Source organism: Pseudomonas sp. So3.2b, from assembly GCF_019464415.1.
GTDB lineage: Bacteria > Pseudomonadota > Gammaproteobacteria > Pseudomonadales > Pseudomonadaceae > Aquipseudomonas > Aquipseudomonas shahriarae.
The window spans coordinates 4,783,457-4,805,502 of sequence record NZ_CP080494.1 but is presented as its reverse complement, the minus strand read 5'-3'; the positions used below and the strand labels follow the sequence as shown (position 1 = coordinate 4,805,502).

General features: G+C 60.2%; 19 protein-coding genes, 4 tRNA genes and 1 riboswitch. Of the genes, 19 read left to right on the top strand and 4 right to left on the bottom strand.

The annotated features are described in order from the left end of the window. Position 1 precedes the first annotated feature (1 nt). The 10 genes from K1X80_RS21530 to astE all read left to right on the top strand — a co-directional run bounded on the left by K1X80_RS21530 (position 2) and on the right by astE (position 11,200). A complete protein-coding gene (locus K1X80_RS21530) occupies positions 2-1,114 on the top strand; it encodes a succinylglutamate desuccinylase/aspartoacylase family protein (RefSeq protein ID WP_057439715.1) in 1,113 nt (370 codons plus the stop codon). 27 nt (positions 1,115-1,141) lie between these two features. Further along, positions 1,142-1,906 (top strand): ABC transporter ATP-binding protein, encoded by a 765-nt coding sequence (locus tag K1X80_RS21525; RefSeq protein ID WP_029294441.1) that lies wholly within the window; start codon positions 1,142-1,144, stop codon positions 1,904-1,906. Positions 1,907-2,134: 228 nt separating this feature from the next. Continuing rightward, on the top strand, positions 2,135-3,115 hold the full coding sequence (locus tag K1X80_RS21520; RefSeq protein WP_057439714.1) for a GlxA family transcriptional regulator: 981 nt from the start codon (positions 2,135-2,137) through the stop codon (positions 3,113-3,115). Positions 3,116-3,356: 241 nt separating this feature from the next. Then, a complete protein-coding gene (locus K1X80_RS21515; RefSeq protein WP_057439713.1) occupies positions 3,357-4,577 on the top strand; it encodes an aspartate aminotransferase family protein in 1,221 nt (406 codons plus the stop codon). A gap of 194 nt (positions 4,578-4,771) precedes the next feature. After that, complete coding sequence (aruF, locus tag K1X80_RS21510; protein WP_032861580.1) at positions 4,772-5,791, top strand: arginine/ornithine succinyltransferase subunit alpha; 1,020 nt, start codon at positions 4,772-4,774, stop codon at positions 5,789-5,791. Positions 5,792-5,842: 51 nt separating this feature from the next. Further along, the gene (gene astA, locus K1X80_RS21505; protein WP_057960449.1) at positions 5,843-6,868 is read left to right on the top strand and encodes an arginine N-succinyltransferase; all 1,026 of its coding nucleotides are present in this window, start codon (positions 5,843-5,845) and stop codon (positions 6,866-6,868) included. Beyond that, on the top strand, positions 6,865-8,334 hold the full coding sequence (gene astD / locus K1X80_RS21500; protein WP_220172975.1) for a succinylglutamate-semialdehyde dehydrogenase: 1,470 nt from the start codon (positions 6,865-6,867) through the stop codon (positions 8,332-8,334). The genes astA and astD overlap by 4 nt, the downstream gene beginning before the upstream one ends. Before the next feature lie 188 nt (positions 8,335-8,522). Further along, positions 8,523-9,869: an N-succinylarginine dihydrolase gene (gene astB / locus K1X80_RS21495; RefSeq protein ID WP_057439710.1), complete on the top strand. Its 1,347-nt coding sequence runs from the start codon at positions 8,523-8,525 to the stop codon at positions 9,867-9,869. A 23-nt stretch (positions 9,870-9,892) separates the two neighbouring features. Continuing rightward, on the top strand, positions 9,893-10,183 hold the full coding sequence (locus K1X80_RS21490) for a hypothetical protein (protein ID WP_029294458.1): 291 nt from the start codon (positions 9,893-9,895) through the stop codon (positions 10,181-10,183). A gap of 12 nt (positions 10,184-10,195) precedes the next feature. Continuing rightward, entirely contained in the window at positions 10,196-11,200 is a 1,005-nt protein-coding gene (gene astE / locus K1X80_RS21485) for a succinylglutamate desuccinylase (RefSeq protein WP_115128778.1), read from the top strand. A 130-nt stretch (positions 11,201-11,330) separates the two neighbouring features. On the opposite strand, the gene K1X80_RS21480 is transcribed toward astE, so the two are convergent. Beyond that, positions 11,331-11,840: a 6,7-dimethyl-8-ribityllumazine synthase gene (locus K1X80_RS21480; protein WP_057960446.1), complete on the bottom strand. Its 510-nt coding sequence runs from the start codon at positions 11,838-11,840 to the stop codon at positions 11,331-11,333. A 113-nt stretch (positions 11,841-11,953) separates the two neighbouring features. Next, positions 11,954-12,123: riboswitch (FMN riboswitch) on the bottom strand. A gap of 185 nt (positions 12,124-12,308) precedes the next feature. On the opposite strand from K1X80_RS21480, the gene ltaE reads away from it, so the two are divergent. The 8 genes from ltaE to mgtE all read left to right on the top strand — a co-directional run bounded on the left by ltaE (position 12,309) and on the right by mgtE (position 20,094). Beyond that, positions 12,309-13,313: a low-specificity L-threonine aldolase gene (gene ltaE, locus K1X80_RS21475; protein WP_186626023.1), complete on the top strand. Its 1,005-nt coding sequence runs from the start codon at positions 12,309-12,311 to the stop codon at positions 13,311-13,313. A 146-nt stretch (positions 13,314-13,459) separates the two neighbouring features. Continuing rightward, on the top strand, positions 13,460-16,078 hold the full coding sequence (gene alaS / locus K1X80_RS21470; protein WP_057960444.1) for an alanine--tRNA ligase: 2,619 nt from the start codon (positions 13,460-13,462) through the stop codon (positions 16,076-16,078). 97 nt (positions 16,079-16,175) lie between these two features. After that, positions 16,176-17,417, top strand: coding sequence for an aspartate kinase (locus K1X80_RS21465; protein WP_057439706.1), 1,242 nt, complete (start codon positions 16,176-16,178; stop codon positions 17,415-17,417). A gap of 183 nt (positions 17,418-17,600) precedes the next feature. Continuing rightward, complete coding sequence (gene csrA, locus K1X80_RS21460; RefSeq protein ID WP_003178872.1) at positions 17,601-17,789, top strand: carbon storage regulator CsrA; 189 nt, start codon at positions 17,601-17,603, stop codon at positions 17,787-17,789. Positions 17,790-17,851: 62 nt separating this feature from the next. Beyond that, positions 17,852-17,942: transfer RNA gene (locus K1X80_RS21455), tRNA-Ser, on the top strand. Positions 17,943-18,050: 108 nt separating this feature from the next. Then, positions 18,051-18,127: transfer RNA gene (locus tag K1X80_RS21450), tRNA-Arg, on the top strand. 72 nt (positions 18,128-18,199) lie between these two features. Beyond that, positions 18,200-18,276, top strand: a tRNA-Arg gene (locus K1X80_RS21445). 375 nt (positions 18,277-18,651) lie between these two features. Then, positions 18,652-20,094, top strand: a complete 1,443-nt coding sequence (gene mgtE, locus K1X80_RS21440; RefSeq protein WP_057960442.1) for a magnesium transporter — start codon at positions 18,652-18,654, stop codon at positions 20,092-20,094. Between the two features lie 96 nt (positions 20,095-20,190). Here mgtE and K1X80_RS21435 read toward each other — a convergent pair whose 3' ends face one another. The 3 genes from K1X80_RS21435 to K1X80_RS21425 form a co-directional block, all read right to left on the bottom strand. Beyond that, complete coding sequence (locus K1X80_RS21435; RefSeq protein WP_057439705.1) at positions 20,191-20,517, bottom strand: Arc family DNA-binding protein; 327 nt, start codon at positions 20,515-20,517, stop codon at positions 20,191-20,193. A gap of 412 nt (positions 20,518-20,929) precedes the next feature. After that, the gene (locus K1X80_RS21430) at positions 20,930-21,109 is read right to left on the bottom strand and encodes a PA3371 family protein (protein ID WP_057960441.1); all 180 of its coding nucleotides are present in this window, start codon (positions 21,107-21,109) and stop codon (positions 20,930-20,932) included. Positions 21,110-21,120: 11 nt separating this feature from the next. Then, on the bottom strand, positions 21,121-21,345 hold the full coding sequence (locus K1X80_RS21425) for a hypothetical protein (protein WP_057960440.1): 225 nt from the start codon (positions 21,343-21,345) through the stop codon (positions 21,121-21,123). A 330-nt stretch (positions 21,346-21,675) separates the two neighbouring features. On the opposite strand from K1X80_RS21425, the gene K1X80_RS21420 reads away from it, so the two are divergent. After that, positions 21,676-21,752, top strand: a tRNA-Arg gene (locus K1X80_RS21420). Positions 21,753-22,046: the final 294 nt, after the last annotated feature.

Here is a 22,046-nt window from a genome sequence, read left to right as displayed (position 1 = left end):
TATGGAACGCATCGACCACGTATTGCCCTGGGGGCACCTGGGCTGCGAGCGCCAACTGACGGTGTTCCGCTTCGGCCACGGCGAGCGCAAGGCGTACCTGCAGGCCAGCCTGCACGCCGATGAGTTGCCGGGGATGCGCGCGGCCTGGGAGCTGAAAAAGCGCCTGCTTGAGCTGGAGCAGCAGGGTGCGCTCAATGGGGTGATCGAACTGGTGCCGGTGGCCAACCCGATGGGCCTCGGGCAGTTGCTGCAAGGCAGCCACCAGGGGCGTTTCGAGATTGGCAGCGGCAAGAACTTCAACCGTGATTTCGTCGAGTTGAGCGCGCCGGTGGCGGCCCTGCTGGAAGGCCGGCTGGGCGACGATCCTCACGCCAACGTGCGCATGATCCGCCAGGCGATGAGCGATGCGCTCAATGCATTGCCCGAGCCGAGCAGCCAGTTGCAAGGCATGCAGCGGGTCTTGCTGAGCCATGCCTGCACCGCCGATGTGGTCCTCGACCTGCACTGCGATGCCGAAGCTGCGCTGCACATGTACGCGCTGCCCCAGCACTGGCCGCAGTGGCGTTCGTTGTCGGCGCATTTGAATGTGAAGGTCGGCCTGTTGGCGGAAGACTCCGGCGGCAGCTCGTTTGATGAAGCCTGCTCGTTGCCGTGGCTGCGTTTGTCGCGGGCGTTCCCCGAGGCGCAGATCCCCCTGGCTTGCCTGGCAACCACCCTGGAGCTGGGCGGTCAGGCCGACACCGGTCGGGATGAGGCGATTTTTCACGCCGAAGGCATCCTCGCGTTCCTCGCCGAGCAGGGCCTGATCAAGGGTGAGTGGCCGGCGCCGCAACATGAGCCGTGTGAAGGGGTGCCCTTTGAAGGCACCGAATTGCTGTTCGCACCCCACGCCGGGGTGATCAGTTACCTGCGTAAAGCCGGTGACTGGGTGGAAACCGGCGAACCGATTTTTGAAGTGATTGATCCTTTGGCCGACCGCGTCAGCATTGTCTGTGCCGGTACGTCGGGGGTGTTGTTTGCCGTTGAACGGCTACGTTATGCCCAAGCGGGTTTCTGGCTGGCCAAGGTGGCGGGGCGCGAAGCGCTGCGTCACGGGCGCTTGCTCAACGACTGACCAACTGTTTTTGTGAGAACCGACCGCATGTACAAACTTGAAGTCCAAGACCTGCATAAACGCTATGGCAGTCATGAAGTGCTCAAAGGCGTGTCCCTGGCCGCCGCGGCCGGTGATGTGATCAGCATCATCGGGTCCAGTGGCTCGGGCAAAAGTACCTTTTTGCGCTGCATCAACCTGCTGGAGCAGCCTCACGCCGGCAAGATCCTGCTCAATAACGAAGAGCTGAAGCTGGTGGCCAACAAGGACGGCGCGATGAAGGCCGCCGACCCCAAGCAGTTGCAGCGCATGCGTTCGCGCCTGTCCATGGTGTTCCAGCATTTCAACCTGTGGTCGCACATGACCGCCCTGGAAAACGTCATGGAAGCCCCGGTACACGTGCTGGGCATGTCGAAAAAAGACGCCCGCGAAAAGGCCGAGCACTACCTGGCCAAAGTGGGTGTGGCCCACCGCAAGGACGCCTTCCCCGGCCATATGTCCGGTGGCGAGCAGCAGCGCGTGGCAATTGCCCGGGCGCTGGCGATGGAGCCTGAGGTGATGCTGTTTGACGAGCCGACTTCGGCCCTCGACCCGGAGCTGGTCGGCGAAGTCTTGAAAGTCATGCAGGACCTGGCCCTGGAAGGCCGGACCATGGTGGTGGTGACTCACGAAATGGGCTTTGCCCGTGAAGTGTCGAACCAGTTGGTGTTCCTGCACAAAGGCATTGTCGAAGAGCGCGGCAACCCGCGTGAAGTGCTGGTCAACCCGCAGTCCGAGCGGTTGCAGCAGTTCTTGTCCGGTAGCTTGAAGTAAACAGGGCTGCGTTTATGCACTGAAATAGTGCATGCTTCGCAGCCTTGAGGTTGGCCTCGATTCCCTGTGGGGGCGGGCTTGCCTGCGATGGCGAGGTGACTGGCCCGCCGCTGTCGCAGGCAAGCCAGCCCCCACATCAGATCTCTGTTTGTGTTGAGTTTTGTGTTTACTTACGGGCTAGCATTGGCCCATGCCTCTACTCCCGTTTTTCGTTTCGGATAGCATTCCATGACAGCCCATCGCATCGGTTTCCTGATTTGGCCCAGCACTAAAGCCCTGACGCTTGCGCTGGCTGAGGAGGCCTTGCGCGTTGCCCAGCGGGTGCATCCGGATGTGGTCTACGAGGTGTCATTCCTGCAGGCCGAGCCGCCGGTCGAGGGTGAGTGGAAATTGCCCGGCGAACCCTGGGCCGGCAAGCTGGAAGGTTTCCAGAAGCTGTTCCTGCTGGCCGATGAGCCGCCGACGGTGATCGCCTCGCAACTGGGCTCTGCGCTAAAGCAGCTGGTACGCGCCGGCTGCGTGATCGGTGGCTTGTCGGCAGGGGTGTATCCCCTGGCGCAACTGGGGTTGCTCGATGGCTATCGTGCTGCCGTGCACTGGCGCTGGCAGGACGACTTTGCCGAGCGTTTTCCCAAGGTCATTGCCACCAGCCATTTGTTCGATTGGGACCGCGATCGCCTGAGCGCTTGTGGCGGCATGTCGGTCCTCGACCTGATGCTGGCAGTGCTGGCCCGTGACCACGGCGCCGAACTGGCGGGCGCGGTCTCCGAAGAACTGGTGGTGGAGCGCATCCGTGAAGGTGGCGAGCGCCAGCGCATCCCTCTGCAAAACCGCCTGGGCTCCAGCCATCCGAAGCTGACCCAGGCGGTGTTGCTGATGGAGGCCAATATCGAAGAGCCGCTGACCACCGACGAAATCGCCCAGCATGTGTGCGTGTCGCGACGACAACTGGAACGGATCTTCAAGCAATACCTCAACCGCGTTCCCAGCCAGTACTACCTGGAACTGCGCCTGAACAAGGCGCGCCAGATGTTGATGCAAACCAGCAAGTCGATCATCCAGATCGGCCTGTCCTGCGGCTTCTCCTCGGGGCCGCACTTCTCCAGCGCCTACCGCAACTTCTTCGGCGCCACCCCGCGTGAAGACCGCAACCAGCGTCGCAGCAGCAGCCCGTTCGAGTTGTCGTCGGTGCCGTCCGAGCGCGGCTGAGCAGCGTCTTGTCCGGCGCATGCAACTGAGCAAAATTCCCACGGCACTGCCGCAACCGCCTGTCTTCTGTTTAAACTGCGCCATTGCGAAGCTATTTGTCGCATTGGCGTAAACCCGCGTAAAACGGGGGTTGGCGCTATAAGAAGTTGTCGCTTGGCGGCAAGGCCGCGCTGAAAACTGTCCTTACAATCCCTGCATCGCCCGCCAGTTTCAGGCAGGCGTTCCTCTTCAGGAGACTCCGATGTCCGTTGAGCAAGCCCCGGTGCAACGTGCCGATTTCGACCAGGTCATGGTGCCCAACTATGCCCCTGCCGCCTTTATCCCTGTGCGTGGCGAAGGTTCCCGTGTGTGGGACCAGTCGGGTCGCGAGCTGATCGACTTTGCCGGCGGCATCGCAGTGAACGTGCTGGGCCATGCCCACCCGGCGCTGGTCGGTGCACTGACTGAACAGGCCAACAAGCTGTGGCACGTCTCCAACGTGTTCACCAATGAGCCGGCCCTGCGCCTGGCCCATAAACTGATCGACGCCACCTTTGCCGAGCGCGTGTTCTTCTGCAACTCCGGCGCCGAAGCCAACGAGGCCGCCTTCAAGCTGGCCCGTCGCGTGGCGTTCGACCGTTTCGGCAGCGAGAAATACGAGATCATCGCCGCACTGAACAGCTTCCACGGCCGCACCCTGTTTACCGTCAACGTCGGTGGCCAGTCGAAGTACTCCGATGGTTTCGGTCCTAAAATCACCGGCATCACCCACGTTCCTTATAACGACCTGGACGCGCTGAAAGCTGCGGTGTCGGACAAGACCTGCGCCGTGGTGCTGGAGCCGATCCAGGGCGAAGGCGGCGTGCTGCCGGCCGAACTTGCGTACCTGCAAGGTGCCCGCGACCTGTGTGACGCCAACAATGCACTGCTGGTGTTCGACGAAGTGCAGACCGGTATGGGCCGCAGCGGCCATCTGTTTGCCTACCAGCACTACGGCGTTGTGCCTGACATCCTTACCAGCGCCAAGAGCCTGGGCGGTGGTTTCCCGATTGCCGCGATGCTGACCCGTGAAGACCTGGCCAAGCACCTGGTGGTCGGCACCCACGGCACCACCTACGGCGGCAACCCGCTGGCATGCGCGGTGGCGGAAGCGGTGATCGACGTGATCAACACCCCTGAGGTGCTGGCCGGCGTGAATGCCAAGCACGACCTGTTCAAGGCCCGCCTGGAGCAGATCGGCCAGAAATACGGGATCTTCACCCAGGTGCGTGGCATGGGCCTGCTGCTCGGTTGCGTATTGAGCGACGCCTTCAAAGGCAAGGCCAAGGACGTGTTCAACGCGGCCGAGAAAGAGAACCTGATGATCCTGCAAGCCGGCCCGGACGTGGTGCGCTTTGCGCCGAGCCTGGTGGTGGAAGATGCGGATATCACTGAAGGGCTGGATCGTTTTGAGCGTGCTGTAAAAACACTGACGCAAGCCTGATAGATACACATTTATCTAACGAACCGGATCAAATGTGGGAGCGGGCTTGCCCGCGATAGCGATCTGTCAGTCGACGTTGTTGTGACTGGCCCACCGCAATCGCGGGCAAGCCCGCTGCCACATTGGAACCTGGGTGATTCCAGGTTTGGTGTCCGGCATTTTTTTATGAAGTTTTCGAGTTAAGGAGTGACACCATGCTGGTGATGCGCCCCGCGCAAATGGCTGATCTGGGCGAGGTACAGCGTCTGGCTGCGGACAGCCCGATTGGTGTCACCTCCCTGCCGGATGACGTTGAACGCCTGAGCGACAAAATCGCCGCCAGCGAAGCGTCCTTCGCCGCCGAAGTGAGTTTCAACGGCGAAGAAAGCTATTTCTTTGTTCTCGAAGACACCGTTGCCGGCAAGCTGGTGGGCTGTTCGGCCATCGTCGCCTCGGCCGGTTATTCCGAGCCGTTCTACAGCTTTCGCAACGAGACCTTCGTCCACGCCTCCCGTGAACTGAAGATCCACAACAAGATTCACGTCCTGTCCCAGTGCCACGACCTGACCGGCAACAGCTTGCTGACCAGCTTCTATGTGGTGCCGGAGCTGGTGGGGTCGGCCTGGTCGGAACTCAACTCCCGTGGCCGCCTGTTGTTTGTCGCCAGCCACCCGGAGCGGTTTGCCGATTCGGTGGTGACCGAGATTGTCGGCTACAGCGATGAGAACGGTGACTCGCCGTTCTGGGACGCCATCGGCCGCAACTTCTTCGACCTCAACTATGCTGCCGCCGAGCGCCTGTGCGGGTTGAAGAGCCGCACCTTCCTTGCCGAACTGATGCCGCACTACCCAATCTACGTGCCGCTGTTGCCCGACGAAGCCCAGGAAGCCATGGGCCAGGTACACCCGCGTGCGCAGATCACCTTCGACATCCTGATGCGCGAAGGCTTTGAAACCGACCATTACATCGACATCTTCGACGGTGGCCCGACCCTGCATGCACGGGTCTCGGGCATTCGTTCGATCGCCCAGAGCCGCGTGGTGCCGGTGAAGATCGGCGAGATGGTCAAGGGCGTCGGCCGCCAGTACCTGGTGAGCAACGCGCAGTTGCAGGATTACCGCGCGGTCATGCTCGAACTGGACTACGCGCCGGGCAAGCCCGTGACCTTGGACTTGGAAGCGGCCGAAGCCCTGGGCGTCGGCGAAGGCGCCAGCGTGCGTCTGGTCGCGGTTTAAAAGCAGAGTTTCGCGGGTGGCTGCAGCCAGCGGCCCGTTTGAGGAGATAGCATGATCGTTCGTCCCGTACGCAGCAGCGATTTACCGGCCCTGATTGAATTGGCGCGCAGCACTGGCACCGGTCTCACCACCTTGCCGGCCAACGAAGAGCGCCTGACCCACCGGGTGGGCTGGGCTGAAAAAACCTTTCGCGGCGAAGCCGGGCGCGGGGATGCCGACTACCTGTTTGTGCTGGAGAACGACGAAGGCCGCGTGGTGGGGATTTCCGCGATTGCCGGCGCCGTCGGCCTGCGCGAGCCGTGGTACAACTTCCGGGTCGGCCTGACGGTCAGCGCCTCCCAGGAGCTGAACATCTACCGCGAGATTCCTACGCTGTTCCTGGCCAACGACCTGACGGGCAACTCCGAGCTGTGCTCGCTGTTCCTGCATGCCGATTACCGCAACGGCCTCAACGGTCGCATGCTGGCCAAGGCGCGGATGCTGTTTATCGCCGAGTTCCCGCAGCTGTTTGGCAACAAGATCATCGCCGAGATGCGCGGGGTGTCCAATGACGCCGGGCGTTCGCCGTTCTGGGAAAGCCTGGGCCGGCACTTCTTTAAGATGGAGTTCAGTCAGGCCGACTACCTCACCGGCGTGGGCAACAAGGCGTTTATCGCCGAACTGATGCCCAAGTTCCCGCTGTACACCTGCTTTTTGTCCGAGGACGCCCGCAACGTGATCGGCAAGGTTCATCCCGACACCGAGCCGGCCTTGAGCATGCTCAAGAGCGAAGGCTTCAGCTACCAGGGTTACGTCGATATCTTCGACGCAGGTCCGGCGGTGGAGTGTGAGACCAGCAAGATCCGCGCGGTGCGCGACAGCCAGGCGCTCGTACTGGCCATTGGCACGCCGGGGGACGACGCCACGCCGTTCCTGATGCATAACCGTAAACGTGAAGAGTGCCGCATCACCGCCGCACCGGCGCGCCTGGCTGCCGGCACGCTGGTGGTCGATCCGCTGACCGCCAAGCGCCTGCAACTGGTGGCTGGTGATCAAGTGCGTGCGGTACCGTTGTCTGCTGCCCGGGAGTCGAAATAATGAATGCGTTGTATATCGCAGGGAGCTGGCTGGCTGGCCAGGGTGAACGCTTTGAGTCGCTGAACCCGGTGACCCAGCAAGTGGTCTGGGCCGGCAATGGCGCCAGCGTCGAGCAGGTCGAATCCGCGGTGCAGGCCGCACGCCAAGCGTTCCCGGCCTGGGCCAAGCGCCCGCTGCAAGAGCGCATCAGTGTGCTGGAAACCTTTGCCGCCACCCTGAAAAGCCGCGCCGATGAAATCGCCCGCTGCATTGGTGAGGAAACCGGCAAGCCTCTGTGGGAATCGGCCACCGAAGTCACCAGCATGGCCAATAAAATCGCGATCTCGGTGCAAAGCTACCGCGAACGTACCGGCGAGAAGAGCGGCCCTCTGGGCGACGCCACCGCTGTATTGCGCCACAAGCCTCACGGTGTGGTCGCCGTGTTCGGCCCTTACAACTTCCCAGGCCACTTGCCCAATGGGCATATCGTCCCGGCCTTGCTCGCGGGTAATACCGTGTTGTTCAAACCGAGCGAGCTGACCCCTAAAGTGGCCGAGCTGACGGTACAGTGCTGGGTCGAAGCCGGCCTGCCAGCGGGCGTGTTGAACCTGCTGCAAGGCGCGCGCGAGACCGGGATTGCCCTGGCCTCAAATCCAGGTATCGACGGGCTGTTCTTCACTGGCTCCAGCCGCACCGGCAACCACCTGCACCAGCAATTCGCCGGGCGCCCGGACAAGATCCTCGCGCTGGAAATGGGCGGCAACAACCCGCTGGTGGTGGACCAGGTGGCCGATGTGGACGCTGCGGTCTATACCATCATCCAGTCGGCCTTTATTTCCGCCGGCCAGCGCTGCACCTGCGGCCGGCGCCTGCTGGTACCGGAAGGCGCCTGGGGTGATGCACTGCTGGCGCGCCTGGTGGCGGTCAGCGCGACCATTGCCGTCGGTGCCTACGACCAGCAACCGCCGCCGTTCATGGGCTCGGTGATCTCCCTGGCGGCGGCCAAGGCCTTGATGGAGGCCCAGGAGTTGATGCTGGCCAACGGCGCCGTGGCGCTGCTGGAAATGACTCAGCCCCAGGCGCAGGCAGCCTTGCTGACGCCAGGCATCATCGACGTCACGGCCGTGACCGAGCGCGAGGACGAAGAGCTGTTCGGCCCGTTGCTGCAAGTGATTCGTTACGCGGATTTCGAAGCGGCGATCAGTGAAGCCAACAACACCCAGTACGGCCTTGCCGCTGGTCTGTTGTCGGACTCCGAGGCGCGTTACCAGCAGTTCTGGCTGGAGAGCCGGGCCGGTATCGTCAACTGGAACAAGCAACTGACCGGCGCCGCCAGCACCGCGCCCTTTGGCGGGGTAGGGGCATCGGGCAATCATCGCGCCAGTGCGTATTACGCGGCGGATTATTGCGCGTACCCGGTGGCGTCCCTGGAAACCCCGAGCCTGGTCTTGCCGGCCGCGCTGACTCCGGGTGTGACGCTGATCTAAATGTGGCAACTGGCGTGTGTGGGAGCTGGCTTGCCTGCGATGCGGGCACCTCGATCTTTCAGTCAGATTGAGGGGATGCCATCGCAGGCAAGCCAGCTCCTACAATTGATCGGGTTTGCAGAGACAGATTTGTGGTGTGTTGAAGACCTTTGATGCCTATAAAAACAGATGTTCGTGGAGCCTCGCCGATGAAATCCTGTGAAGTCAATTTTGACGGTCTCGTGGGGCCGACCCATAACTACGGCGGTTTGTCCTACGGCAACGTCGCGTCCCAGAGCAACAGCCAGCAATCTTCCAACCCCAAGGAAGCGGCGTTGCAGGGCCTGGCGAAAATGAAAGCCCTGATGGACATGGGCTTTGTGCAAGGCGTGCTCGCCCCCCAGGAACGCCCGGATGTGGGCGCATTGCGCCGCCTTGGCTTTGCCGGTAGCGACGCCCAGGTGATCCAGCAGGCGGCCAAGCAGGCCATGCCGTTACTGGTGGCCAGTTGTTCCGCATCGAGCATGTGGGTGGCCAACGCCGCCACGGTCAGCCCGAGTGCCGACACGGCCGACGGCCGCGTGCATTTCACCGCCGCCAACCTCAACTGCAAATACCACCGCAGCATCGAACACCCGACCACCAGCCGCGTGCTGGGGGCCATGTTTGCTGACCAGAAGCACTTCGCCCACCACGCCGCGTTGCCGGCCGTGGCGCAGTTCGGTGACGAAGGCGCGGCTAACCACACGCGTTTCTGCCGCGAATATGGCGAGGCGGGCGTGGAGTTTTTTGTGTTTGGGCGCAGTGCGTTCGACACCCGTTACCCGGCGCCGCAAAAGTACCCGGCGCGCCAGACCCTCGAAGCGTCCCAGGCGGTTGCGCGCTTGCATGGCCTGCAGGATGACGGTGTGGTCTACGGCCAGCAGAACCCGGCCGTGATTGATGCCGGTGTGTTCCACAATGATGTGATCGCGGTGGGCAACGGCGAAGTGTTGTTCTATCACGAGGATGCGTTCCTCAATACCGAGCAAATGCTGGCTGAGCTGCAGGCCAAGCTGGGCAAGGTTGGCGGCAACTTCCAGGCGATCTGCGTGCCCCGCGCCCTGGTCAGCGTCGAAGACGCCGTGCGCTCTTACCTGTTCAACAGCCAGTTGCTGAGCCGCGCCGACGGTTCGATGCTGTTGATCGTGCCCGAAGAGTGCCACAACAACGAGCGCGTCTGGCACTACCTGCAAAGCCTGACCCGTTCCGGTGGGCCGATCGGCGAAGTGAAAGTCTTCGACCTCAAGCAGAGCATGCAGAACGGCGGCGGCCCGGCCTGCCTGCGTTTGCGCGTGGCGCTGAAGGAGGCTGAACTGGCGGCGGTCAACCCAGGGGTTATCATGACGGCACCGCTGTATGAAACGTTGACCCAATGGGTCGGCAAGCACTACCGCGACAGCCTGCGCGAAACCGACCTGGCTGACCCGCAGTTGCTGCTCGAATGTCGCACGGCATTGGATGAACTGACGCAAATCCTTAAACTGGGCTCGGTTTATCCTTTCCAGATCAATTAAAGCCCCACGGCTGAGACTTATTTATGACCACCGATACCCTGAAGCTGATCCTTGAAGACACCGACGGCACCCAGCTGGAAACCTCCTGCACCCGCCTCGCCGTGGTGTGGCAGGGCAAGGAAATCTGGATCCAGCACGACGGCCGTGGCCAACTGCTGATCGGCGTGGACGTGGAAGAGGGTGATGCCGAATACGCCAACCTGCTGATGCGCCCCCTGGCGACCAACCTGATGAGCCTGCAACTGGAAATGGAACCGGCCGACGTTGAAGGTGATGACGACGATCACGTCCACGGCCCAGGCTGCAACCACTAAGGAAGCTGCTCTATGCTCGCCCTCGGCAAACTGCTTGAACTGACCCTCGCCGGTCGTGAACCGGCGCAAAAAATTCAACTGACTGTCGACGGCGTGCAGATGCGCTGGCTCAGTGAGGGCGCCCTTGAAGTGCGGCCTCCCGAAGCCCGGGACAACGGCGCCGATGTGCTGCTGTCGTCCGGTATCCATGGCAACGAAACCGCGCCGATCGAATTGGCCGACCGCTTGTTGCATGGCATTGCCCGTGGGGAGATCAAGCCTCGCACCCGTATTCTGTTCCTGTTCGGCAACCCCGAGGCCATACGCCGCGGCGAGCGTTATCTCGAGCAGGACGTCAACCGGCTGTTCAACGGCCGTCACGAACAAAGCATCGGCCCTGAAGCCATGCGTGCCGCCGAGCTTGAGCAGTTGGCCCGCACCTTCTTCAGCGTGCCCGGCCGTAGCCGCTTGCACTACGACCTGCACACGGCCATCCGTGGCTCGAAGATCGAACAGTTCGCCCTGTACCCCTTCAAAGAAGGCCGTCAGCACTCACGCGCCGAACTGGCCCGTTTACGTGCGGCTGGCATGGAGGCGGTGCTGTTGCAGAACAAGACCTCCATCACCTTCACCGCGTTTACCTACGAGCAACTGGGCGCCGAGTCGTTCACCCTGGAGCTGGGCAAGGCCCGGCCATTTGGGCAGAACCAGGGGGTGGATGTGTCGCGCCTGGAAACCCGTCTCAAGCAGATCATCGAAGGTAACGAGCCGGCCACCGAGGGCCTGGACGGCCTGAAGTTGTTCAGCGTGGCGCGGGAAATCATCAAGCACAGTGACGCCTTCACTCTGCATTTGCCGGCGGACGTGGAGAACTTTTCAGAGCTGGAGAAGGGCTATCTGCTGGCCGAAGACATCGCCAAGACCCGCTGGGTGATCGAGGAGGAGGGCGCGCGCATCATCTTCCCCAACCCGAAGGTCAAGAATGGCTTGCGGGCGGGCATCCTGATTGTGCCGACCACAGATGTTGGCCTGGCCTGAACCCCGAGACTGACTCGGTCGAATGTGGGAGCGGGCTTGCTCGCGAAAGCGGAGTGTCAGTCATACAGGTATTGACTGACACTCCGCTTTCGCGAGCAAGCCCGCTCCCACATTTGCTTTGCAGTGTCGCTTAAACCGCTACAGCACGCGGCTCATTGCGACGGATCGCGCGGATCTTGTGCAGGGTGTCGGCGCAGGTCTGCGCGGCTTCCTTGCCCTTGTGCACAAAGTGCTCAAAGAAGAAGTTGTGGTGCTCGCTGCCCGCGTGGAAATGATGCGGCGTGAGGGACACCGAGAACACCGGCACTTCGGTTTCCAACTGCACCTGCATCAGGCCGCTGACCACCGATTGCGCGACGAACTCATGGCGATAGATCCCGCCGTCCACCACCAGGGCGGCAGCGACGATGCCGGCGTAACGGCCGGACTTGGCCAGCAGTTTGGCGTGCAGGGGCATTTCAAAGGCGCCGCCGACTTCAAAGAAGTCGATATCCGACTCCTGGTAGCCCTGGACGAGCATTTCGGCGAGGAAGCCTTTACGGCTTTGATCAACAATATCTTTGTGCCAGCAAGCCTGGATAAACGCGACGCGCTCACCGTGGTGGTTTTTGCTCTTGCTGTCGATTGCGGTGGGTTGCATGTTCTGACTCCTGTTTATGAAAAAAACAGGGCGTTATGAATCGAATGGGATTTAAGGGTGCGAGCGGCTGGAGCATGCAGGCATGCCATCAGCGTTCGGCCCTTAGGCGCCAATCCCGTTCTCTCTTCATCCGGACTATGACCGTCGGCCCCGGGATCACACCGGGTCTGCTGACCTTGCCGCCGTCCTGCGTGAGCAGTTCGAGGCGCCAAGCGCTCGCGGGCTATGCGCATTGCGCGCAATTACCGCCGGTGGGGAATTACACCCCGCCCTGAGAACGTTGCCGCCAGAACCCTGGCGGCGGAGAGTTTTTACCATACATTTCGAAAAACTGCATAGGGTGCTTGTTAATATCGACTATCGACAGGTTTGCTGGCAGCTCCATTCAGAAGCCGGCTTGATATTTGCCGGTGATGCCCGCAGTAATCGGTTACAACAGGGAATTCCCCACTCGCAGAGGCAGATTTGATGTCGGTTATTGATCTTCGTAGTGACACCGTGACCCAACCCACCCCTGGCATGCGAGCTGCCATGGCCGACGCCCCCAGCGGCGATGATGTCTACGGTGAAGACCCCAGCGTCAACCTGCTGGAAGCCGAACTGGCCAAGCGCCTGGGCTTCGCTGCGGCGCTGTTCGTGCCTACCGGCACCATGAGCAACCTGTTGGCGCTGATGGCCCACTGCGAGCGGGGCGAGGAATACATCGTCGGCCAGCAGGCCCACACCTACAAATACGAAGGCGGCGGCGCGGCGGTGCTGGGTTCGATCCAGCCGCAGCCCCTGGAAGTCCAGGCCGACGGTTCGCTGGACCTGGCCCAGGTCGCAGAAGCGATCAAGCCGGACGACTTCCACTTCGCCCGCACCCGGCTGTTGGCCCTGGAAAACACCATGCAGGGCAAAGTCTTGCCCATCAGCTACCTGGCCGCTGCCCGCGCATTTACCCGTGAGCACGGCCTGGCCCTGCACCTGGACGGCGCGCGCCTGTACAACGCGGCCGTCAAGCTGGGCGTGGATGCCCGGGAGATTACCCAGCATTTCGATTCGGTTTCGGTGTGCCTGTCCAAGGGCCTTGGCGCGCCGGTTGGCTCGGTGCTGTGTGGCTCCAGTGCGTTGATCGCCAAGGCCCGTCGTTTGCGCAAGATGGTCGGCGGCGGCATGCGCCAGGCCGGCTCGCTGGCGGCGGCCGGGCTGTATGCCCTGGACCATCAGGTGGCGCGCCTGGCCGACGACCATGCCAATGCCCACTGGCTGGGCGACGAGCTGCGCAAGGCCGGCTACAGCGTGGAGCCGGTGCAGACCAATATGGTCTACGTGCAGATCGGCGAGCAGGCCCAGGCCCTGAAGGCGTTTGCCGAGGCCCGTGGGATCAAGTTGAGCACCGCGCCGCGCCTGCGCATGGTCACGCACCTGGACGTCAGCCGGGCGCAGATCGAGCAAGTGCTGGCGACATTTGTCGAGTTTTCCCGGAAATGACCGTGTATACCGTCTAATTGACTGTTTCTATCGTATAAACACGCTGTACCACGGGCAAAGGGCCGATATAATGCGGCCCTTTGCCGTCGCTCCGTCTGATGACGTTTAGCACTGGCCTTTGGCCGCAGCCTCCGTGGAAGAACCTAATGAAAAGCGCAGAAATCCGTGAAGCCTTCCTTCGCTTCTTCGAAGAGCAAGGTCACACCCGTGTCGCCTCCAGCTCCTTGATCCCAGGCAATGACCCTACCCTGCTGTTCACTAACGCGGGGATGAACCAGTTCAAGGACTGCTTCCTGGGCCAGGAAAAGCGCGCCTACACCCGCGCCACCAGCAGCCAGAAGTGCGTGCGCGCCGGCGGCAAGAACAGCGACCTGGAGAATGTTGGCTACACCGCCCGTCACCACACCTTTTTCGAAATGCTCGGCAACTTCAGCTTTGGCGATTATTTCAAGCAAGACGCGATCAACTTCGCCTGGACCTTCCTCACTGGCGTGCTGAAGCTGCCGAAGGAAAAACTCTGGGTCACCGTCTACGCCACCGATGACGAAGCTTACGACATCTGGACCCAGCAGATCGGTGTGCCGGTCGAACGCATGATTCGCATCGGCGACAACAAGGGCGCGCCTTACGCCTCCGACAACTTCTGGACCATGGGCGATACCGGCCCGTGCGGCCCGTGCACCGAGATTTTCTACGATCATGGCGCCGACATCTGGGGTGGCCCGCCGGGCTCGCCGGAAGAAGACGGTGACCGTTACATCGAGATCTGGAACAACGTGTTCATGCAGTTCAACCGCACCGCCGATGGCGTGTTGCATCCGCTGCCTGCGCCGTCGGTCGATACCGGTATGGGCCTGGAGCGGATCAGCGCGGTGATGCAGCACGTTCACTCCAACTACGAAATCGACCTGTTCAAGAACCTGCTGAGCGCGTCGGCCGCGGCCATTGGCTGCGCCAACGACAACCAGTCTTCGCTCAAAGTGGTGTCGGACCATATCCGTTCTTGCGGTTTCCTGATTGCCGACGGCGTGCTGCCTTCCAACGAAGGCCGTGGCTATGTGCTGCGCCGCATCATCCGTCGTGCCTGCCGCCACGGTAACAAGTTGGGCGCCACGGGTAGCTTCTTCTACAAAATCGTTGCCGCGCTGGTGGCCGAGATGGGCGAAGCCTTCCCGGAACTCAAGCAGCAGCAAGCCAACATCGAGCGCGTGCTCAAGGCTGAAGAAGAGCAGTTCTCCAAGACTCTGGAGCACGGCCTGAAGATCCTGGAACAGGACCTGGCTGAGCTCAAAGGTACCGTGGTGCCGGGTGATGTGGTGTTCAAGCTGTATGACACCTATGGCTTCCCGATGGACCTGACGGCCGACATCGCCCGCGAGCGTGAATTGACGGTCGATGAGGTTGGTTTCGAGCGTGAGATGGAAGCCCAGCGTGTACGCGCTCGTTCCGCGAGCTCTTTTGGCCTGGACTACAACACCCTGGTCAAGGTTGACGTGGCGACCGAGTTCACCGGCTATCACGCTACCGTCGGCTCGGCCAAGATCGTGGCTATCTATAAAGATGGCAAGTCGGTCGATGTCTTGAGCGAAGGCGAAGAGGCGGTCGTGGTGCTTGATCAGACGCCGTTCTACGCCGAATCCGGCGGCCAGGTCGGTGACTGTGGTTTCTTGCGTTCGACATCCGGTCGTTTCGACGTGCGCGACACCACCAAGACCGGCGGTGCTTTCCTGCATCACGGTGTGTTGGTGCTGGGTAACCTGACGGTCGGCGCTCCGGTAGAAACTCAGGTTGATGCTGAGGTGCGGCATGCAACCGCCTTGAACCATTCGGCCACCCACTTGCTGCACGCCGCGCTGCGCCAGGTATTGGGCGAGCACGTCCAGCAGAAGGGTTCGTTGGTCGACAGCCAGCGCCTGCGCTTCGACTTCAGCCATTTTGAAGCGATCAAGCCTGAGCAATTGAAGGCACTGGAAGATATCGTCAACGCCGAGATTCGCAAGAACACCCCGGTAGAAACTGAAGAAACCGATATTGAAACCGCCAAGAAAAAAGGCGCCATGGCGCTGTTTGGCGAGAAGTACGGCGACGAAGTGCGCGTGCTGAGCATGGGCGGCAGCTTCTCCGTGGAGCTGTGTGGCGGTATCCACGCCGCGCGCACCGGCGACATCGGCCTGCTGAAAATCACCAGCGAAGGCGGTGTGGCTTCCGGTGTACGGCGTATCGAGGCAGTGACCGGTGCTGCGGCCCTGGCCTACCTGAATGCGGCCGAAGAACAACTCAAGGAAGCGGCGACCCTGGTCAAGGGCAGCCGTGACAACCTGATCGACAAGCTCTCTGCCGTACTGGAGCGCAACCGCCAGCTGGAAAAACAGCTGGAGCAGTTGCAGGCCAAGGCGGCCAGCGCCGCGGGCGACGATTTGTCGGCCTCGGCCCTGGACATCAAGGGCGTGAAGGTTCTGACTGCACGTCTGGACGGTCAAGATGGCAAGGCGCTGTTGGCCTTGGTCGATCAGTTGAAGAACAAGCTCGGCCGCGCAGTGATCCTGCTCGGCAGTGTCCATGAGGAAAAGGTCGTACTGGTTGCCGGTGTAACCAAAGACCTGACTGGCCAACTCAAAGCCGGTGATTTGATGAAGCAAGCCGCCGCGGCAGTGGGCGGGAAGGGCGGTGGTCGTCCGGACATGGCACAAGGCGGTGGTGTAGACGCCGGAGCCCTGGACGCGGCCCTGGCCCTGACCGTGCCGTTTGTCGAGGCCGGTATTTAAGGCGCTGTTAATGAGCCCATGGTCTAGTCATGGGCTCGCTTAGCTGCTGGAAGATTTGTTTATTGGGCGCTCCTTTACGGGCTGAGGCGGCTTAGAAATGGCTTTGATCGTACAGAAATTTGGAGGCACCTCGGTCGGCTCTGTCGAAAGAATCGAGCAGGTCGCCGACAAGGTTAAGAAATTCCGCGATGCCGGCGACGACCTGGTGGTGGTGCTGTCGGCCATGAGCGGCGAGACCAATCGCCTGATCGACCTGGCCAAGCAAATCAGTGGCGATCAGGCGCCGCTGGCGCGTGAGCTGGATGTGATCGTGTCCACCGGTGAGCAGGTGACCATTGCCCTGCTGGCCATGGCGCTGAACAAGCGTGGCGTGCCGGCGGTGTCCTACACGGGCACCCAGGTACGGATCCTGACGGACAGCGCGCATACCAAGGCGCGCATCCTGCAGATCGACGACCAGAAGATTCGTGGTGACCTGAAGGCCGGTCGCGTGGTGGTTGTCGCCGGTTTCCAGGGCGTCGACGAGCACGGCAATATCACGACCCTGGGCCGTGGCGGTTCCGACACCACCGGTGTGGCGCTGGCGGCAGCCTTGAAGGCTGACGAATGCCAGATCTATACCGATGTGGACGGCGTCTACACCACCGACCCGCGCGTCGTGTCCGTGGCCCAGCGCCTGGACAAGATCACCTTCGAAGAGATGCTGGAAATGGCCAGCCTCGGGTCCAAGGTGTTGCAGATCCGGGCGGTGGAGTTCGCCGGCAAGTACAACGTACCGCTGCGCGTATTGCACAGCTTTAAAGAGGGTCCGGGCACCCTCATTACTATTGATGAAGAGGAATCCATGGAACAGCCGATCATTTCCGGCATCGCTTTTAATCGCGATGAAGCCAAGCTGACCATCCGTGGCGTGCCAGACACCCCGGGCGTGGCGTTCAAGATTCTCGGGCCTATCAGCGGCGCGAACATTGAAGTCGACATGATCGTGCAGAACGTTGCGCACGATAACACCACCGACTTCACCTTCACTGTGCACCGCAACGAGTACGATGCGGCCGAACGTATCCTGCAGAACACTGCCAAGGAAATCGGTGCTCGTGAAGTGGTCGGCGACACCAAGATCGCCAAGGTCTCGATCGTCGGTGTGGGCATGCGCTCCCATGCGGGTGTTGCCAGCCGCATGTTCGAATCCCTGGCCAAGGAAACCATCAATATCCAGATGATCTCCACGTCGGAGATCAAGGTATCGGTGGTGATCGAAGAGAAGTACCTGGAACTGGCTGTGCGTGCACTGCACACCGCTTTCGAACTAGACGCGCCGGCCCGACAGGGCGAGTAACGCGTTGCCAGGAAGGCGCGGTTGATCCGCGCCTTTCTTTTTTGTCGGCTGAGGGCGCAAGCCTGTTCTTTTGCCCGTGCTCGACAATACTAAGGCGTGCAGGTCCATGGCCGTTTGGTCATAGGCCCAGGGCCTTTTTTTGCAGACTGTTGTTCCCGAAATGAAATGCGTGAGGAGAAAGGTATGCTGATTCTGACTCGTCGATGCGCAGAAAGCCTGATTATTGGTGATGGCGAAATCACCGTGACCGTGCTCGGCGTCAAAGGCAATCAAGTGCGGATTGGGGTCAATGCCCCCAAAGAGGTGGCCGTCCACCGTGAGGAAATCTACCTGCGGATCAAGAAAGAGAAGGACGACGAACCAAGCCATTAATTTTTATCGTTTTTTATGTTTGCAAACGGGGATGAAGCTGGTTAATATACGCCCCGTGTTGCGGAGAGCTGGCCGAGTGGCCGAAGGCGCTCCCCTGCTAAGGGAGTACACCTCAAAAGGGTGTCGGGGGTTCGAATCCCCCGTTCTCCGCCATTATTTGCTTAGTACGTTGCAATCTGGTTTTTTCGCTAAGTGCTTGAAACTAAACGAAAAAATAGCTTTACATAGAGATTGAACGGCCTATAATGCGCGGCAACAAATGCACTCGTAGCTCAGCTGGATAGAGTACTCGGCTACGAACCGAGCGGTCACAGGTTCGAATCCTGTCGAGTGCACCATTTAAGAGTTAGTTGCAGCAATGCAGATAACTTGGCTTCAACCAGTTGTGATCTGGTATAAAACCACAATCTGCACTCGTAGCTCAGCTGGATAGAGTACTCGGCTACGAACCGAGCGGTCACAGGTTCGAATCCTGTCGAGTGCACCATACAAACAAAAAGCCCGCCTAGTGCGGGCTTTTTGCCGTCTGGGGTTTTTATTTTCCCGTGGGGGTGTGCTTGTGTAGGAATCGTCTGCGGCCTGCATGTTTTTCTCTCGGCCATGTGTTTTCTTTTCTGTCAGCGTCGTCGCAGTTTCATACGTGCGGCCAACACTCAGCTTTGTTGCGCAAGCGCTTGTTCTTTCCAGTTTTTTAACGTTTAAAACGGCCGGGCGGTGTATCATTGCGCCCGTCAGCCCCGCCGGGGCTTGTGGAATACCTCCATGGACTTACCCAGTAGTTACTCAGTACCCCGTTTTACCAATCATGAATTGACTGATTGATCCTTCCGGCGTGCCCCGCTGCTGGGAGTGGAGTTCGCCTATGACCGAAGTAGAAGTAAAGAAAACACAAGAAAGCCTGCAGGATCGCCTGGCTCAAGTCGTTGAGCTGCTGCAGCGCCAGCGTGTGGTCGAAGATCTGACCCATCGCCAGGAAGGCCCTCATCAAGACCGGGTCGAGAACCTGGTCCATCGGCAGAATCTCGTCGAGTTGCAGCGCAAGCTCGATGACCTGCACTCTGCCGACGTTGCCTACATCCTTGAAGCCCTGCCGCTGGACGACCGTCTGACGCTTTGGCAGTTGGTCAAGGCGGATCGCGATGGCGACATCCTCCTCGAAGTATCCGATTCGGTTCGTGAAACCCTGATCGCCGACATGGACGATCACGAGCTCCTGGCCGCCGCCAAGGAGATGGACGCTGACGAACTGGCCGACCTGGCCCCTGAACTGCCCCGTGATGTTGTCCATGAGCTGATGGAGACCCTCGACGGTCAACAGCGTGAGCGTGTGCGCTCCGCGTTGTCCTATGACGAGGAACAGGTCGGCGCATTGATGGACTTCGAAATGGTCACCATCCGAGAGGATGTCAGCCTGGAAGTGGTCTTGCGTTACCTGCGGCGTCTCAAGGAGCTGCCAGGGCATACCGACAAGCTGTTTGTGGTGGACTACGACGGCATCCTCAAGGGCGTGCTGCCGATCAAACGCCTGCTGGTCAACGACCCGGACAAACAAGTGGCTGAGGTCATGGCCAGCGACCCGGTGAGCTTTCATCCTGATGAAGACGCCTACGATGCCGCCCAGGCATTCGAGCGTTATGACTTGATTTCGGCCCCGGTGGTCGACAAGAACGGCAAGCTGATTGGCCGTTTGACCATCGACGAGATGGTCGACCTGATCCGTGAGGAAAGCGAAAACGAAGTCCTCAACATGGCGGGTCTGCGTGAAGAGGAAGATATTTTTGCGTCAGTCTGGCGCTCCCTGAGCAACCGTTGGGCGTGGCTGGCGGTCAACCTGGTCACTGCGTTCATTGCCTCGCGGGTGATTGGTCTGTTCGAGGGCTCTATCGAGAAGCTGGTGGCGTTGGCGGCACTGATGCCGATTGTCGCCGGTATTGGGGGTAACTCGGGTAACCAGACCATCACCATGATCGTGCGGGCGATGGCCCTGGATCAGGTAAGCACCGGCAACACCTCGCGCCTGATGCGCAAGGAGCTGGCTGTGGGCCTGATCAATGGTCTGGTATGGGGTGGCGTGATCGGCGTGGTGGCCTACCTGCTGTATGGCAGTTGGTCCCTGGGCGTGGTCATGACCGCGGCCATGACCCTTAACCTATTGCTGGCGGCACTGATGGGGGTATTGATCCCCATGACCCTGGCGCGCCTCGGGCGCGATCCTGCGATGGGGGCCAGTGTGATGATCACGGCCATGACCGACAGTGGCGGCTTCTTCATCTTCCTGGGGCTGGCGACGATCTTCCTGCTTTGAACCTATTGGGAGCCGGCACGCCGGCTCCTGCACAAAAGTAAAAATCCCGGGCAAAAAAAAGCCAGCGCAAGGCTGGCTTCAGCTTTCAGTTGCCGATTATTCGGCTTCTGCGGCTGCCTCAACGTCATGAGCAATCAGCGACACAAGCGCATTTTGCTGGCGGTGGGACAGTTGGCGAAACCGCTGTAGCAGCTCGCGTTCGTGCAGTGACAGCTCCGGGCTGTCCATACGCATGCTCGGCTCATCACCCAACGCGCCTTCCTGAATAAGGCTTTGCTCCATGCGCGCGATAATTTCAGAGTTCATGCTGCGATGATGATTGCGAGCCACCTCGGCAATGCGTTCCCGCATTCCGTCTGGCAGACGTACGACGAACTTGTCAGCCGTACGGCTGGAATAAATTGCCTGTTTCAATGGGCGCATATATTTAACCGGTTAGTTCAGGGGAGCGGTTTTTGGAATTGGCCGCAACATGTGTGTTAGGACAAGGCTTGCGGACAAATGTTCAACCCGAATTGCAAAGAGGCCGCATCATGCCTCAGTTTTGCCGGTTCCTTGGCGTCAATTCTGTGACAAATATTGAGCTTACTACAGGCTTTGTGCCAGTACTCATTTTCAAATTTGCGGACTGGTTGGAAAACTTTTCTGCGCAAGAACCGGGCCGCAGGCTCTCGCTCCGATGGGGTTTTCGGGCGCATATCCTATAGCAATGTGGCCTTTTGCCCTTAATTTTAAGACTAGTGGCAAATGGCCGATTTGCGAGCCGGGGCGACATAAGGTAGGGCGGTCAGGCGAGCAGGATTGAGACGGTATCAATCTCTCGTCACAGGCAGGGTCAGCGCAGGATCGGGTCGAACTTGAAGCGACGCCCGACGACCATGGCGATCACCAGCGCGACTGTGAATAGGGCACAGGCGCCCAGGCAAAGGGCTTGCCAGTCATTCGACGGAAGGTTGAGTCCCAGAATACCGGTGGCAAGGGCCAGGATCAGAAATAGCCAGACTGTCTTGGTCATGATGGGCTCGCTTAGAAAATCAGGTGTTCAGAAGAGCTGGCGGCCTGTGCACCCTGTGCCAGGTGCACCGATGATTGTCCATCGCCTGTCATCAGGGCCAGTTGAGGCCGTTGTTGAGCGTGGTAGCTGCCCGTTTGGCTGATCTGCGCTGAATCGCTGTCGTTGCCGGCCTGGAAGTGGAATGTCACCAGTACGGCCAAGGCCACGGCGTTCAGAAGCAGAAGGGTGCTGTTCATGGGTCTTTCCCCGTGTTCACGTGCAGGACAGTTTTATAAGTACATAGAGTGCAGTCATCATGCCAGCTATTATTTTGATTTAAATCCTTTTAAAACAATAACTTAAGTTGATCTCAAAAGTATGGCTCATTGCAATATGCAATGATGGCATTTCGCGCCAATGCATTTTGCACGATGGGCTCGGCAGGCCCGTGGGCAACGGCTTATCGCCGATTGGGTGGGATAAAGGCTTACGCCTAAAAAGCTGACGGACGACATGACAAAACCCACCCTGACCGTTAACATGCACGCCGTCCGTCGCAACGCCGTCTGGCCCAGCGCCTGTCATTAGTCCCAGTAGCTCAATTGGATAGAGCATCCCCCTCCTAAGGGGAAGGTTGGCCGTTCGAACCGGCCCTGGGACACCATATTTAGCCGGGTTTGAGCTTTTCTCGCACTTCACCCTCGGTTTGGGCTATAGCCGGGCCAGTGAAAGACATGCGCAAGGCATTTCAAAGCACATCCTCCCCGGCTCAGGATTCGTTCTGCGCTTTGTCACCTCGATTGGGTTAACTGGCTGGTGCAGCCTGCCTCGACTGTCGGGCTGATTGAAAACTGACCCTTCGTCGGAACTTTGTTGGAATGTTGGAGCATCATTTCCAAGTGATGACTTCAAGGCTACAGACGTTGAGTAGCATGGCGATTGCCTGACGCCATTAAGA